This window comes from Vibrio sp. S234-5 (assembly GCF_000960595.1).
Lineage (GTDB): Bacteria > Pseudomonadota > Gammaproteobacteria > Enterobacterales > Vibrionaceae > Vibrio.
Genome location: NZ_JZAM01000209.1, coordinates 26,812 through 40,938, shown reverse-complemented (window position 1 = coordinate 40,938; position 14,127 = coordinate 26,812). Strand labels below are relative to the sequence as shown.

Genomic DNA, 14,127 nt, shown 5'->3' with positions numbered 1-14,127 from the left:
TCCTCGGTGTGTATCTGTTGATTCAACTATTCATTCAGTAAGGCGCGCAATATAGCACGCTTTTACGCTTTACAAGCCAACTCTGCGTCAGGCAGGCACATCTCCAAGCTTAATTGATGAAGAAGTGGCCACTCCGATTGTTCATATTGGGTTTTGGCTAGCAGCTCTGCCTGAGTAAGTAGCTGCAACAGGCACTGAAGGCGTTGGCAAGTCAATCGAGTTAGCGCTGCATGGTAGAGTGGCCTTTTGTTTGACCACACTTTATGTTGCTCAAAAATAGCGTTGAGCGGCAACTGAGCCGACAAAGCCTGCATTTTGAGTAGTAGCATCAGTTCTTTTTGTAGTGAGCGCAACAAGATGACGCTTTCTACTCCTTCCGCAGCGAGTTGACGCAGGATTTTCTGGCAGCGATTGGCTTTGCCTTCGAGTAGTGCGTCTATCCAGTGGAAGGGGGTGAAATGGTTGTGACGACTGAGAGACTCTTCCAGACGAACCAGGTTCAGCACGCCGTCAGGGTAGAGCAGTGCCAGCTTTTCTAAGCTTTGCACTAACGCAAATAAGTTCCCTTCGTGCCATTGTGCCAGCATTTGCACCGCTTGCTGATCGGGTTTGAGTCTGAGTTGGCGGCAGCGGCCTTGGACGAATTGTGGCAAACGTGCCATATCAGGAGTTTGGCAACTGACCCAATGGCCATGTTGCGTGAGCGTTTTAAACCATTTGGCGTTTTCTTGCGCTTTGTTTAACTTACTACCAATCACCACCAACAAAGTGTCGGGATGCAGCATTGAGGAGAGCGTGAGTAACTCGCTGGCAATCGCGGCATTCACACCGGCTTCCGGCAACTCCAGTTCGACAATTTGGCGACTGGAAAACAGGCTCAAGGCTTGAAAACAGTGGTACACTTCGTTCCAATTTAGGCTGGCATCGACGGCAAAACGATGTCGCTCCTCAAAGCCCTGGCGCAAAGCCGCTTGTTGAATCGCTAAGCGGCTTTCTTGGATAAGCAAAGGTTCGTTGCCAAAGATCAGGTAAACGGATTTAAGGGTTTTATTGAGCTGTTCCGCCAGCCGTTCTGCAAAAATTCTCATGCTGCTTATTGGCTGTCTTGCTCATCAAAATCAGCCCGCAGACGGCCTAATTGACGCATCATTTGGCTGGCAGCCTGAGCACGCATTTCATCTTCAATCACGTCGCGCTCAACCGACTTAGCCAGTGCTGTGAGCGGGTTGTCCAGGAAGTTGCGGTTGACTGTGGTGGTGAAATCTTTGCTGCCAACATCTGGCAGCGTGACTTTGTACTTCACCACATAAGTTAACTCTTTTTCCGCCGCACGGCTGTTTTGATACAGTGAGAGAGTACGCTCGGTGAGTTTTTCTTCCAGCAAATACAAGTTGGGCACCTTTTCCGCAGGTGAAACAAGCTTGACTTTGTTGAGTGTCAACTGGCTGTTTACATAGCGGGTTAGGGGGCTGTACTGATCGTAACTGGTAAAAGAAAGGGTACTCAGTTCATCGGGTACAGAAAACTCCCCACGTAGATGAAATCCACAAGCCGAGATCACGCTAGAGAGTGTCAGGACAGTGACGAGGTTGAACAGAGACTTAAAACGCATGGAGAGACTCTTCCTGATGTTAGCAAATACAAGCGCTTGCCTGTATTTCATGGTTCTTATCTAAACGCACTGATCGTTCAATGGGTTTAGATAAGAGACTGAGATAAGTAGGGGCGGTGGTCGCCGCCCCTGATTGGACTATCAAGCCATGAAAAGGTTCGAAACCAAGCGATGCTCAGTTCGCCACAATGCTCAGCAGTTTACCCGGTACGTAAATCACCTTGCGAATTGTGACACCTTCTAGGTGTTTTGCCACGTTCTCTTCGCTCAGACCTAGCGATTCAACTTGCTCCTTGCTGGCATCTGCGGCAACGGTGATCTTGCCGCGCACTTTGCCGTTTACCTGCACTACGATGAGTTTTTCCTCTTCAACCAAGGCTTGCTCGTCGTGGGTTGGCCATACTGCGTTGTCGATGTTGCTCTCGCCCAGAGCGCTCCACATTTCAAAACAGATGTGCGGAGTGATTGGGTAAAGCATGGCAACAACGGCTTTTAGTGCTTCGTCTAGAATCGCGCGATCTTGCTCAGACTCTTGAGGCGCTTTGGCCAGCTTGTTCATCAGCTCCATGATCGCAGCAATGGCAGTGTTGAAGGTCTGACGACGAGCTACGTCATCAGTCACTTTAGCGATGGTTTTGTGAACGTCGCGGCGCAGTGCTTTTTGATCGCCAGACAGTGCAGCCGCATCTACCGCTTGTGCTGAGCCTTTATCAGTGTGCTCTTTGACCAGCTTCCACACACGTTTTAGGAAGCGGTTCGCTCCTTCAACGCCAGATTCCTGCCACTCCAGCGTCATGTCAGCGGGTGAAGCAAACATCATAAACAGACGCACGGTGTCGGCACCGTATTTGTCGACCATCTCTTGTGGGTCGATGCCATTGTTTTTCGACTTAGACATCTTGATCATGCCTGAGTGTTCCACACTACGGCCTTCGGAATCCACAGCGGAAGTGATGCGGCCTTTACCGTCACGTTCCACTTTCACTTCAGTCGGAGAAACCCACTCTTTACCGCCTTTGTCGTTGGTGTAGTAGAAGGCATCAGCCAGTACCATACCTTGACACAGCAGCTGCTTGAACGGCTCGTCAGAGGTGACATAACCCGCATCACGCAATAATTTGTGGAAGAAGCGAGAGTACAACAGGTGCATACACGCATGCTCAATACCGCCGATGTACTGATCGACTGGTAGCCAGTAGTTGGCTTTCTCTGGATCGAGAATGTCGTCCGCTTGTGGGCTGCAGTAACGTGCGTAGTACCAAGACGATTCCATGAAGGTATCGAAGGTATCGGTTTCACGTAGCGCAGGTTCGCCGTTAAAGGTGGTTTTCGCCCACTCTTTGTCGGCTTTGATAGGGCTAGTAACGCCGTCCATCACCACGTCTTCTGGAAGAATCACTGGTAGTTGGTCGGCCGGAACCGGATGAACAACGCCATCTTCAGTGGTCACCATTGGAATCGGTGCGCCCCAGTAACGCTGACGAGAGACACCCCAGTCACGCAGACGGAAGTTAACAGTCTTAGTGCCTTTGCCTTCGGCTTCCAGTTTCGCTGCGATTGCATCAAATGCCGCTTGGAATTCTAGGCCATCGAACTCACCGGAATCAAACAGCACGCCTTTTTCGGTGTAGGCCGCTTCTGAAATGTCGAGTTCGCTGCCGTCAGCGGGTTTGATCACTGGAATGATGTCTAAACCGTATTTGGTGGCGAACTCGTAGTCGCGTTGGTCGTGCGCAGGAACGGCCATCACCGCGCCTGTGCCGTAATCCATCAGCACGAAGTTCGCCACAAAGATAGGCACTTCGCGACCGTTCAATGGATGAATTGCGGTCAGGCCAGTGGCCATGCCTTTTTTCTCCATAGTCGCCAGTTCTGCTTCGGCCACTTTGGTGTTTTTACATTCGTCGATGAACGCGGCGAGCTCAGGATTGGTTTCTGCCGCCAGCTTAGCCAAAGGGTGACCTGCGGCGATACCCACGTAAGTCACGCCCATCAGCGTATCAGGACGTGTGGTATACACTTCCAGATCTTGCGCTTGGTCTTTCACCGCAAACTTGAGCTCAACGCCTTCAGAGCGGCCGATCCAGTTGCGCTGCATGGTTTTGACCATTTCTGGCCAGCCTTCTAGGTTGTCCAGATCGTCAAGCAGCTCTTGCGCATATGCGGTGATCTTAATGAACCACTGCGGGATCTCTTTTTGCTCTACAGGCGTATCACAACGCCAGCAGCAGCCATCTTCCACTTGCTCGTTAGCCAGAACAGTTTGGTCGTTCGGACACCAGTTAACTGAAGAGGTTTTCTTGTAAACCAAGCCTTTTTCATACAGTTTGGTAAAAAATTCTTGCTCCCAGCGGTAATACTCAGGGCGGCAAGTAGCAAATTCACGATTCCAGTCATAACCAAAACCCAGCAATTTCAGCTGGTTTTTCATGTATTCGATGTTTTCGTAAGTCCAAGGCGCAGGAGCGGTGTTGTTTTTTACCGCTGCGTTTTCTGCGGGTAGGCCGAAAGCGTCCCAGCCGATGGGCTGCATGACGTTTTTACCTTGTAGGCGTTGAAAACGAGATACGACGTCACCGATGGTGTAGTTACGCACGTGACCCATGTGTAGTCGACCACTTGGGTATGGGAACATAGAGAGGCAGTAGAATTTCTCTTTAGTTGGATCTTCAGTCACAACGAAGGTTTTATTGTTGTCCCAGTGCTGTTGAACTTTCTGTTCAATATCTTGTGGATTATATTGTTCTTGCATCGATGGTATCCGGTTATCTTGGAATTTGTGAGTTCGGTTAGAACAGATTGAAATAGATCGTCATAGAATACCTAAAGGCAGGGTGCACAACAATAGCCAATCTTTACCGATGGAGGTCAGTTATGCCGAAACGTAAAACCGGTTATGAAGAAATATTGGAAGATGTCATTGAGACACTCAAACATAGTCCGGACGAAGTGAATCAAGTACTGCAAACCTCGGGCAAGGTGATCTCCGCCGCCAATGACATGACCAAAGATGAGCTGGCGCTGATTTCCGCTTATGTGAAGGCGGATTTGAAAGAGTTCGCCGACAGTTATGAAGAGAGTAAAAGCGGTCCTTTTTATCTGACGATTGCCGATTCTATCTGGCAGGGGCTACTTGAAATCACCGATAGAACCAAAGTGGAGTGGGTTGAGCTGTTTGAAGATCTCGAACATCAAGGGCTGTACGAAGCGGGTGAGGTGATTGGTCTGGGGAATTTGGTGTGCGATGAGTGCGGGCACAAAACCAGTTATAACCATCCGACGGTGATTATTCCCTGCATTAAATGCGGTCACACGGGGTTTAGTCGTCAGGCACTCAAGCCTTAAGCCAGCCGTTAAGCATCGTTGTGTTTGCAAATCAGGAAAAAGGTACGCAGTTGCGTACCTTTTGTGTTTTTGCACCTGAGTTATACGTTGCGACGATTGGCCAGCAGGGCCAAACTCAGCGCGGCAGCAACCCAAAAGTAGATTGGCCAGGTACCAAAGCGTTGGTACGGCGTCTGTCCAAGCGTTGGCGTTAACTCGGCGCGCAGAACAGCGGTCTCAAATTGAGCAATAGAAGCGACAATCTTGCCTTTGTGATCCGTGACAGCCGTTAGGCCGTTATTGGTTGAGCGAATAAGCGGTTTCCCCAGTTCCAGTGCCCGCATGCGAGCGATTTCCATGTGTTGCAGTGGACCAATTGAGTGACCAAACCAAGCATCATTCGACAGAGTGAGCAGGAAATCGGTCTCATCGGTGACATTTTGCCGTACCTGCTCGTTGAAAATAATCTCGTAGCAGAGTGCGGGCGCAAGATGAAAGCCGTTCGCCCGAATGTTTGGCTGGACAAAGGTGCCGCGGCTGAATGAGGACATCGGCAAGTTAAAAAAGGGCGCCAGCGGGCGAAGAAGCTGTTCAAACGGCACAAACTCACCAAAAGGTAACAAGTGGTGTTTGTGGTAGCGTTTTGAAAGATCAAACTGGTAATCGCCATAAGCGGTGACCCCCACCGAGAGAATGCTGTTGTAGAACTGGCCATCCTCAGATTGGTTGACCACGCCAGTGATAATGGCGCTGTCGTTCATTTTTGCCGCACTATCGAGATTGCGTAGGTAGGAAGGCAGATCGACTTCTAGCGCTGGTATGGCGGCTTCCGGCCAGACGATGATATCCGCATCCCAGTTTTCCCGGCTCAGGTCGGTGTACTTCATAATGGTTGGCCAGCGCTGACTGGGGAGCCATTTGAGATTTTGATCAACATTGCCTTGAATTAGCGCCACTTTGGTCGTTTTGTCTGTCTGAGGCGTAACCCAATCGAATGAGGGAAGACCAAAGCCAGTGCTAAAAATCACCAGAGGGAGCAAAGCCATCGACCAACGTTTATGGATTAGCATGTAAGCGAAAGCGCCCGAAGAGACAAGCAGCAGCAGCGTCAGTAGCTCAACGCCCCCCATCGGTGCGAAGCTTGCCAAAGGGGAATCAATTTGGCTGTAACCCAGCCATAGCCAAGGAAAGCCCGTCATCACCCAACCGCGTAACCAGTCCGTGATTAACCATAAGGCCGGTGAGGCAAGCAGCAAATTAACCAAGGTGGCCTCGGCAAAAAAGCGTTGATAGCACCAAGCAAATAGGCCGCTATACAGGGCTAAATAAGCGATTAAGGCCCCCATGAGAAACAGGTTAGCCGCTAACGGCATGCCGCCAAACCCAGAGATACTGACATAAACCCAGCTCACTCCTGAGGCAAATTGTCCCAATCCCCACGCATAACCAATCCCCAACGCTTGGCGTGGTGTTTGTCGTTGCAGGAGCAGTAGCAGTAAAGTCGGGCTGAGCAACGCCAGCGGCCAAATTTGATAGGGGGCAAAAGCAAGAGTGGTTAAAGCGCCAACAAAAGCGGCCGCAATGGGCCGCTTGAGGCGATGAAATAAGTTGTTATTCATCATTATTCGCCAGATTTTCCTCATGTGAGGAAGTGAGCGTTACTCTTCAGGAGTTTCTGCTACAGACATCGCTTCTGGAACGGTTACCTGAAGTTGGATCACACGTCGGTTATCGCAGGCGGTGACTTTGAAGTTGTAACCTTCAATTTCAATCACTTCGCCGCGCGATGGTAGATGGCCAAAGGCTGTCGTCACCAAACCGCCCACGGTATCGATCTCTTCATCACTAAAGCGAGTACCAAAGAGCTCGTTAAACTCTTCAATGGTAGTGAGTGCTTTGACCGAAAACGTGTGTTTACTGAGTTTACGAATATCGGCATCTTCTTCTTCATCGAACTCATCTTCGATATCACCGACAATCTCTTCGAGAATGTCTTCAATGGTGACAAGGCCGGATACTCCACCAAATTCATCAACAACAATAGCCATGTGATAACGTTCTTGGCGGAACTCTTTGAGCAGGCGATCTACTCGCTTGCTTTCAGGAACCACTACCGCAGGGCGGATAACCTCTTCGATATCAAATGGAGCACTGTCTGAGCCTAAGTATTTGAGTAAGTCCTTCGCAAGCAGAATGCCTTCGACATGGTCTTTGTCTTCGCTGATCACCGGATAGCGTGAGTGCTGTGCGTCGGTGATGAGAGCGATAAGGGTATCGAGATCGTCTTTTCTCTCGATAGTGACCATTTGCGAGCGAGGGAGCATGATATCTCTCACTCGCATCTCTGCGATTTCCATCACGCCTTCGAGCATATCTCGGGTGTCATGGTCAATCAGGTCATTGATTTCAGAGTCGCGAATGACATCAACCAGTTCTTGGCGGTCTTTCGGCTCTCCTTGAAATAATTGACCAAGGCGTTCAAAGAAGGACTTTCTACTCGGACCTTCCGCCTTTTCTTTTTTACCTTCGCTAGAAGAGGGAGAATTATCTTCGTTCATTGTTTCTCTAATTAGTAACGCTACCAGATGTGTGATAGCTCACATCTCAGTATCTGCGCAAGATAGCGCGCGAGATACTTACATTTTCTCCGCAAGATAGGGGTCTTCAAAGCCCATTTCCTGCATGATTTCACTCTCGAGGGACTCCATCTCTTCTGCTTCGTCGTCCTCGATATGGTCATAACCTAGCAGATGCAGGCTACCATGTACAACCATATGCGCCCAGTGCGCCATCAAGGGCTTATTTTGCTCGATGGCTTCTTGCTCTACCACCTGACGGCAAATCACCAAATCACCGAGCAGATCGAGCTCCATTCCGGGCGGCGCTTCGAATGGGAAGGAGAGCACATTGGTTGGCTTATCTTTACCGCGATAATCGAAATTTAACTGGTGACTCTCTGTCTCATCGACGATACGAATGGTGACTTCAGCTTGTGGCTGGAACGGCGCGATGGTTTTATCCAGCCAGCTTTGCAACATCTCTGCAGAGGGCAATCCACTGTGATCTTCGACTGCGAATTGCAGATCCAGTTCAATGGCCATTGGTGGTTTCCTTGTCGGTATGGAGTGTCGCGCTAAGTTCGGCTTTGGCGGCTTCAAGTAATTTGGCATCACGTTCTTCACGGCGACGCTGCTCAAATGCTTTACGCTCTTTTTGGTCTTGCGCTTCCCACTTTTCGTAGGCATTGACGATACGAGCGACCACCGGGTGGCGTACCACGTCGTCTGATTGGAAGAAGTTAAAGCTAATTTCGTCGACCTCATTGAGCACTTCAATCGCATGGCGCAGGCCAGATTTTGCACCGCGAGGCAAGTCAATCTGAGTCACGTCACCGGTAATCACGGCGCGAGAGTTAAAACCGATGCGAGTTAAGAACATTTTCATCTGTTCAACCGTAGTGTTTTGACTCTCATCAAGAATAATGAAGGCGTCGTTAAGCGTGCGTCCGCGCATGTAAGCGAGCGGCGCTACTTCGATGACGTTACGCTCAATCAGTTTCTCTACGCGCTCAAAGCCGAGCATTTCGAATAGGGCGTCGTACAATGGGCGTAGGTATGGGTCCACTTTTTGGCTCAAATCACCGGGAAGAAAGCCGAGTTTCTCGCCCGCTTCAACGGCAGGGCGGGTGAGCAGAATGCGGCGGATCTCTTGGCGCTCCAAAGCATCGACCGCAGCGGCGACCGCTAGATAGGTTTTACCTGTTCCGGCAGGGCCAATACCGAAGGTGATGTCGTGCGTGACCATGTTGACCAGATACTGCGCCTGATTGGGCGTTCTTGGTTTGATGACGCCTTTTTTGGTCTTAACAAAAACTTCTTTTCCGTGAGCAATCGCAGATTCACTGTGCTGCTCAAGAACACCAGACTCTTTGATTGCGAGGTGAATATCTTCTGGCTCGATGTCTTTGATTTGATCGCGTACTGGTGAGGTTTCCACGTACAGGGTTTTGAGTATGTCCAGTGCTGCGGCCGAGGTGTGCGCTTTACCAACGATGGTAAAAAAGTGGCCACGGTTACTGATTTCAACGCCAAGGCGACGTTCTAAATGCTTGATATTGTCGTCAAACGGACCACATAAACTGGCAAGACGACGATTGTCTGAAGGTTCTAGATTGATTTCCAGAGTAACTATTTTATTGCTCAAATTTGCCTCTCATTACGGCCACTTTCGGGGACCTGATAACGACCAGATCCCCTATGGCGGTTTCTATAAGCTTAAGGCGTAAAAGTTGTTACACCCAGCTCATCTTCACGGCGGGTTTTCGCCATCATTTGGGTTGGAGAAATAACACTGCGCAGATTCATCTCTTTTTCGGTACGAATCAACTCACCACGCAGAGAGTTCGGGAAAACGTCGACGATCTTCACATCGACAAATTGGCCAATCAGGTCAGCGCTGCCTTCGAAATTGACCACGCGGTTGTTTTCGGTACGACCACGCAGTTCCATCAAATTTTTCTTCGACGGGCCTTCGACTAGAATACGCTGTTCTGTTCCCATCATCAGGCGAGAATAGCGCATTGCTTGTGTATTGATCTGTTGCTGCAGTTCGTACAAACGCTCTTTTTTGGTCTCTTCCGACAGTTCACAAGGGTAGTCGGCCGCTGGCGTCCCTGGGCGAGGTGAGAAGATAAAGCTAAAGCTCATATCAAAATCGACCTCGCGGATCAGTTTCATTGTGTCTTGGAAATCTTTGTCGCTTTCACCAGGGAATCCGACAATGAAGTCCGAACTGATTTGAATGTCAGGGCGTGCTTTACGCAGTTTACGGATGATCGACTTGTATTCAATGGCCGTGTGTGGGCGTTTCATCATGGTCAGAATACGGTCGCTGCCGCTTTGTACTGGCAAATGCAGGAAGCTCACCAGTTCAGGGGTGTCTTCGTAAACTGCGATGATGTCGTCAGTAAATTCCAGCGGGTGGCTGGTGGTAAAGCGAATGCGGTCAATGCCGTCAATCGAGGCGACTAAACGCAGTAACTGAGCAAACGAGCAGATTTCGCCATCGTGCATTGGTCCACGGTAGGCGTTCACGTTCTGCCCAAGCAGGTTCACTTCGCGTACACCTTGCTCAGCGAGTTGGGCGATTTCATAAAGTACGTCGTCCATCGGACGGCTTACTTCCTCACCACGGGTGTAGGGCACCACGCAGTAAGTACAGTATTTAGAACAGCCTTCCATGATGGAAACGAAGGCGCTAGCGCCTTCCGCACGAGGCTCTGGTAGGCGGTCGAATTTCTCAATCTCAGGGAAAGAAATGTCCATCACTGGCGCATGTTCGGTTTGTGATTGTTTGATCATTTCAGGCAGACGGTGCAGGGTTTGCGGGCCAAAAATGACGTCAACAAACGGGGCGCGATCGCGAATGTGATCCCCTTCCTGAGTCGCCACACAACCACCAACGCCAATCACTACGCCTGGTTTTTTGTCTTTCAGCGTTTTCCAACGACCAAGCTGGTGGAATACTTTCTCTTGTGCTTTTTCACGGATAGAACAGGTATTCAGGAGTAAGACATCAGCTTCTTCTGGTTCTTCTGTTAATTCGTAGCCATTCGCTGCGTTCAGCAGATCCGCCATTTTTGATGAATCGTATTCGTTCATCTGGCAACCCCAGGTCTTAATTAGCAGTTTCTTACTCATCTCACTTTCGCTCGTATTAATACTGAAAAAACGTTGAACTATGGATGTTCAAATTATAGCCGCCCTCGCGGCGGTAAGCGGCGTATTGTACTGCTTTAAAAACCGACTGACTAGTCATCTGGCTAATTCTCTGCAAAGCCTGATGGAATCTAGGGTTTCACCTCTTAAATGGTGAGGTTTTTTACCAACAAAAAGGCGATGGCGATCCATTCCATTTGGTCATTTTTGACAAAGTATTTCGTATATGCCGCGGCAAAACGTACAATGAAAAACCGTCTGTGAATCAAGATGATCAAGAGAAGCAAATGAACAAATATGACATCGCTGTTATCGGTGGAGGCATGGTAGGTGCCGCGGTTGCGATTGGTTTTGCCAAGCAAGGCCGCAGTGTACTGGTGATAGACAGCGCTGTGCCTGAGGCGTTTTTCCCGCAGCAGGCTATGGATATCCGTGTTTCCGCCATCTCGCATAATTCGGTGCGCCTGCTCGAGACTCTCGGCGCTTGGCAGCACATTAAGGCGATGCGTGTTTGTCCTTACAAGCGCCTTGAAACATGGGAGCACCCTGAGTGTCGCACACGTTTTCACAGTGATGCGCTGCAGCTAGAACAGTTGGGTTTTATTGTTGAAAACCGTTTGATTCAATTGGGTTTATGGCAAGAGTTTGCTCATTATGACAATTTGACGCTGCTGTGCCCAGAACGTCTGCAAAGCATCCAGTTTATGCAAACTAACCTGTTAACACTGGAAAGTGGCCTGCAGGTTGAGGCTGATTGGGTCATTGGTGCCGATGGGGCTCACTCCAAAGTTCGTGGCTTGGCGGGCATTGGTGTGACGGCTTGGGATTATCGCCAGCATTGCATGTTGATAAGCGTGGAGACTGCACTGCCGCAGCAAGACATCACGTGGCAGCAATTTGCCCCAAGTGGTCCTCGCTCTTTCTTACCGTTGTGTGGGAACCAAGCTTCTCTGGTGTGGTATGACTCACCGCAGCGGATTCGCAAGCTCTCTTCTCTCTCGGCGGAGCTGCTTAAGCAAGAAATTCTCGCTCATTTTCCTGGCGAGTTGGGCGAGATCAACGTATTACGTTGGGGGACGTTCCCGCTGACTCGTCGACACGCGCAAAGCTATGCCAAGAACAACTGTCTGCTTGTTGGCGATGCGGCTCACACCATTAATCCGCTTGCCGGACAAGGGGTTAATTTAGGTTTTAAAGATGTCGAACAACTGCTTAAGGTCTGTGATGGCAAACCATTGACCTTGCAAGCGCAAAAGCAATATCAATCCGCGCGTCGTGCCGATAATCTACTGATGCAAACGGGGATGGATCTGTTCTATAAAGGGTTTAGCAACGATCTTACGCCATTGAAATTTGCCCGTAATGCCGCGTTGAAGCTGGCTGAACATTCTGGGCCAATCAAGCAGCAAGTGCTGAAATACGCATTAGGGCTATAAAGAACACGTTATTTTTTATTCAGGAAGCGAGCTTGTTTGGGCTCGCTTTCTTATGAGGAATCGAAAGATATTTGGGATGCTTAGATAAAACAAAACCCAGCCAAAGCTGGGTTTAATGTTTATGGTGCGGAAGGAGAGACTCGAACTCTCACACCTTGCGGCGCCAGAACCTAAATCTGGTGCGTCTACCAATTTCGCCACTTCCGCACAAATTTTTTTACTATTAAGAATTGAATCTCAACAGCGATATAGTGGCAGGTCTACCTGGATTCGAACCAGGGAATGACGGGATCAAAACCCGTTGCCTTACCGCTTGGCGATAGACCTGCAGAGACAGCATGACTATCAAATGATGGTGCGGAAGGAGAGACTCGAACTCTCACACCTTGCGGCGCCAGAACCTAAATCTGGTGCGTCTACCAATTTCGCCACTTCCGCACAAATTTTTTACTATTAAGAATTGAATCTCAACAGCGATATAGTGGCAGGTCTACCTGGATTCGAACCAGGGAATGACGGGATCAAAACCCGTTGCCTTACCGCTTGGCGATAGACCTGCAGAGACAGCCAGTGCTATCAAAACTATGGTGCGGAAGGAGAGACTCGAACTCTCACACCTTGCGGCGCCAGAACCTAAATCTGGTGCGTCTACCAATTTCGCCACTTCCGCACAAATTTTTTACTATTAAGAATTGAATCTCAACAGCGATATAGTGGCAGGTCTACCTGGATTCGAACCAGGGAATGACGGGATCAAAACCCGTTGCCTTACCGCTTGGCGATAGACCTGCAGTGATAGTTTGACTATCAAATTATGGTGCGGAAGGAGAGACTCGAACTCTCACACCTTGCGGCGCCAGAACCTAAATCTGGTGCGTCTACCAATTTCGCCACTTCCGCATATTAACTTATCTGACTTGGTGCGGAGGGAGGGACTTGAACCCTCACGTCCTAACGGACACTAGCACCTGAAGCTAGCGCGTCTACCAATTCCGCCACCACCGCGAAATCAGACAGTTATAAAAATGGTGGCTACGACGGGATTCGAACCTGTGACCCCATCATTATGAGTGATGTGCTCTAACCAACTGAGCTACGTAGCCACTCTAAAACTGAAACAATTTATGGTGCGGAAGGAGAGACTCGAACTCTCACACCTTGCGGCGCCAGAACCTAAATCTGGTGCGTCTACCAATTTCGCCACTTCCGCATAAATTGTCTGCTAATCAAGATAATCATCTCAATAGCGATATAGTGGCAGGTCTACCTGGATTCGAACCAGGGAATGACGGGATCAAAACCCGTTGCCTTACCGCTTGGCGATAGACCTGCAGTGATAGTTTGACTATCAAATTATGGTGCGGAAGGAGAGACTCGAACTCTCACACCTTGCGGCGCCAGAACCTAAATCTGGTGCGTCTACCAATTTCGCCACTTCCGCATATTAACTTATCTGATTTGGTGCGGAGGGAGGGACTTGAACCCTCACGTCCTAACGGACACTAGCACCTGAAGCTAGCGCGTCTACCAATTCCGCCACCACCGCGAAATCAGACAGTTATAAATTATGGTGGCTACGACGGGATTCGAACCTGTGACCCCATCATTATGAGTGATGTGCTCTAACCAACTGAGCTACGTAGCCATCTTGCGAGCGAGACAATATAACGATTCTCTTGCTCAGTGACAACCCCTTGTCGGTGGTTTTCACTTGTAAATAGTGGCAGGTCTACCTGGATTCGAACCAGGGGATGACGGGATCAAAACCCGTTGCCTTACCGCTTGGCGATAGACCTGCAGTGATAGTTTGACTATCAAATTATGGTGCGGAAGGAGAGACTCGAACTCTCACACCTTGCGGCGCCAGAACCTAAATCTGGTGCGTCTACCAATTTCGCCACTTCCGCGCAATTCCTGAATGCTTTATGCAAAAACACTTAGGAATGGTGGCTACGACGGGATTCGAACCTGTGACCCCATCATTATGAGTGATGTGCTCTAACCAACTGAGCTACGTAGCCATTACCATATTTTGTCC

General features: G+C 49.5%; 10 protein-coding genes and 17 tRNA genes. 2 read left to right on the top strand and 25 right to left on the bottom strand.

Annotation, left to right across the window (positions count from 1 at the left end; all coding sequences use genetic code 11):
- Nucleotides 1–62: 62 nt before the first annotated feature.
- From holA to leuS, 3 genes are all read right to left on the bottom strand, one after another.
- Nucleotides 63–1,088, bottom strand: coding sequence for a DNA polymerase III subunit delta (gene holA, locus UF06_RS11930; protein ID WP_045570645.1), 1,026 nt, complete (start codon nucleotides 1,086–1,088; stop codon nucleotides 63–65).
- Between the two features lie 5 nt (nucleotides 1,089–1,093).
- Nucleotides 1,094–1,612, bottom strand: coding sequence for an LPS assembly lipoprotein LptE (gene lptE, locus UF06_RS11925; RefSeq protein WP_045570644.1), 519 nt, complete (start codon nucleotides 1,610–1,612; stop codon nucleotides 1,094–1,096).
- Between the two features lie 175 nt (nucleotides 1,613–1,787).
- On the bottom strand, nucleotides 1,788–4,364 hold the full coding sequence (gene leuS, locus UF06_RS11920) for a leucine--tRNA ligase (RefSeq protein ID WP_045570643.1): 2,577 nt from the start codon (nucleotides 4,362–4,364) through the stop codon (nucleotides 1,788–1,790).
- Nucleotides 4,365–4,486: 122 nt separating this feature from the next.
- Here leuS and UF06_RS11915 point away from each other — a divergent pair, with 122 nt between their 5' ends.
- Nucleotides 4,487–4,957 carry a zinc ribbon-containing protein gene (locus tag UF06_RS11915; protein WP_045570642.1) on the top strand — a complete coding sequence of 157 codons (471 nt, stop codon included), beginning with the start codon at nucleotides 4,487–4,489 and terminating at the stop codon, nucleotides 4,955–4,957.
- Between the two features lie 80 nt (nucleotides 4,958–5,037).
- Here the strand turns inward: UF06_RS11915 and lnt are convergent, their stop codons facing one another.
- The 5 genes from lnt to miaB all read right to left on the bottom strand — a co-directional run bounded on the left by lnt (nucleotide 5,038) and on the right by miaB (nucleotide 10,635).
- A complete protein-coding gene (gene lnt, locus UF06_RS11910; RefSeq protein WP_045570713.1) occupies nucleotides 5,038–6,555 on the bottom strand; it encodes an apolipoprotein N-acyltransferase in 1,518 nt (505 codons plus the stop codon).
- A gap of 39 nt (nucleotides 6,556–6,594) precedes the next feature.
- The gene (gene corC, locus UF06_RS11905; protein ID WP_045570641.1) at nucleotides 6,595–7,494 is read right to left on the bottom strand and encodes a CNNM family magnesium/cobalt transport protein CorC; all 900 of its coding nucleotides are present in this window, start codon (nucleotides 7,492–7,494) and stop codon (nucleotides 6,595–6,597) included.
- 78 nt (nucleotides 7,495–7,572) lie between these two features.
- Nucleotides 7,573–8,037 (bottom strand): rRNA maturation RNase YbeY, encoded by a 465-nt coding sequence (ybeY, locus tag UF06_RS11900; protein ID WP_045570640.1) that lies wholly within the window; start codon nucleotides 8,035–8,037, stop codon nucleotides 7,573–7,575.
- Complete coding sequence (locus tag UF06_RS11895) at nucleotides 8,027–9,139, bottom strand: PhoH family protein (protein ID WP_045570639.1); 1,113 nt, start codon at nucleotides 9,137–9,139, stop codon at nucleotides 8,027–8,029. Before UF06_RS11895 ends, ybeY begins: the two co-directional genes overlap by 11 nt.
- 71 nt (nucleotides 9,140–9,210) lie before the next feature.
- Nucleotides 9,211–10,635, bottom strand: a complete 1,425-nt coding sequence (gene miaB / locus UF06_RS11890) for a tRNA (N6-isopentenyl adenosine(37)-C2)-methylthiotransferase MiaB (RefSeq protein ID WP_045570638.1) — start codon at nucleotides 10,633–10,635, stop codon at nucleotides 9,211–9,213.
- Nucleotides 10,636–10,940: 305 nt separating this feature from the next.
- On the opposite strand from miaB, the gene UF06_RS11885 reads away from it, so the two are divergent.
- On the top strand, nucleotides 10,941–12,089 hold the full coding sequence (locus UF06_RS11885; RefSeq protein WP_045570712.1) for a 2-octaprenyl-3-methyl-6-methoxy-1,4-benzoquinol hydroxylase: 1,149 nt from the start codon (nucleotides 10,941–10,943) through the stop codon (nucleotides 12,087–12,089).
- A 122-nt stretch (nucleotides 12,090–12,211) separates the two neighbouring features.
- Here the strand turns inward: UF06_RS11885 and UF06_RS11880 are convergent.
- The 17 genes from UF06_RS11880 to UF06_RS11800 all read right to left on the bottom strand — a co-directional run bounded on the left by UF06_RS11880 (nucleotide 12,212) and on the right by UF06_RS11800 (nucleotide 14,110).
- Nucleotides 12,212–12,296 (bottom strand) — tRNA-Leu (locus tag UF06_RS11880).
- A gap of 45 nt (nucleotides 12,297–12,341) precedes the next feature.
- Nucleotides 12,342–12,416: transfer RNA gene (locus tag UF06_RS11875), tRNA-Gln, on the bottom strand.
- Nucleotides 12,417–12,442: 26 nt separating this feature from the next.
- Nucleotides 12,443–12,527: transfer RNA gene (locus UF06_RS11870), tRNA-Leu, on the bottom strand.
- A gap of 44 nt (nucleotides 12,528–12,571) precedes the next feature.
- Nucleotides 12,572–12,646 (bottom strand) — tRNA-Gln (locus tag UF06_RS11865).
- A gap of 28 nt (nucleotides 12,647–12,674) precedes the next feature.
- Nucleotides 12,675–12,759: transfer RNA gene (locus tag UF06_RS11860), tRNA-Leu, on the bottom strand.
- A 44-nt stretch (nucleotides 12,760–12,803) separates the two neighbouring features.
- Nucleotides 12,804–12,878, bottom strand: a tRNA-Gln gene (locus UF06_RS11855).
- A 26-nt stretch (nucleotides 12,879–12,904) separates the two neighbouring features.
- A tRNA-Leu gene (locus UF06_RS11850) sits at nucleotides 12,905–12,989 on the bottom strand.
- Between the two features lie 18 nt (nucleotides 12,990–13,007).
- A tRNA-Leu gene (locus UF06_RS11845) sits at nucleotides 13,008–13,094 on the bottom strand.
- Nucleotides 13,095–13,115: 21 nt separating this feature from the next.
- Nucleotides 13,116–13,192: transfer RNA gene (locus tag UF06_RS11840), tRNA-Met, on the bottom strand.
- A 22-nt stretch (nucleotides 13,193–13,214) separates the two neighbouring features.
- Nucleotides 13,215–13,299, bottom strand: a tRNA-Leu gene (locus tag UF06_RS11835).
- Between the two features lie 45 nt (nucleotides 13,300–13,344).
- Nucleotides 13,345–13,419, bottom strand: a tRNA-Gln gene (locus UF06_RS11830).
- Nucleotides 13,420–13,445: 26 nt separating this feature from the next.
- A tRNA-Leu gene (locus UF06_RS11825) sits at nucleotides 13,446–13,530 on the bottom strand.
- Between the two features lie 18 nt (nucleotides 13,531–13,548).
- Nucleotides 13,549–13,635 (bottom strand) — tRNA-Leu (locus UF06_RS11820).
- Nucleotides 13,636–13,657: 22 nt separating this feature from the next.
- Nucleotides 13,658–13,734 (bottom strand) — tRNA-Met (locus tag UF06_RS11815).
- A gap of 76 nt (nucleotides 13,735–13,810) precedes the next feature.
- Nucleotides 13,811–13,885: transfer RNA gene (locus tag UF06_RS11810), tRNA-Gln, on the bottom strand.
- Between the two features lie 26 nt (nucleotides 13,886–13,911).
- Nucleotides 13,912–13,996 (bottom strand) — tRNA-Leu (locus UF06_RS11805).
- A gap of 37 nt (nucleotides 13,997–14,033) precedes the next feature.
- Nucleotides 14,034–14,110, bottom strand: a tRNA-Met gene (locus UF06_RS11800).
- Nucleotides 14,111–14,127: the final 17 nt, after the last annotated feature.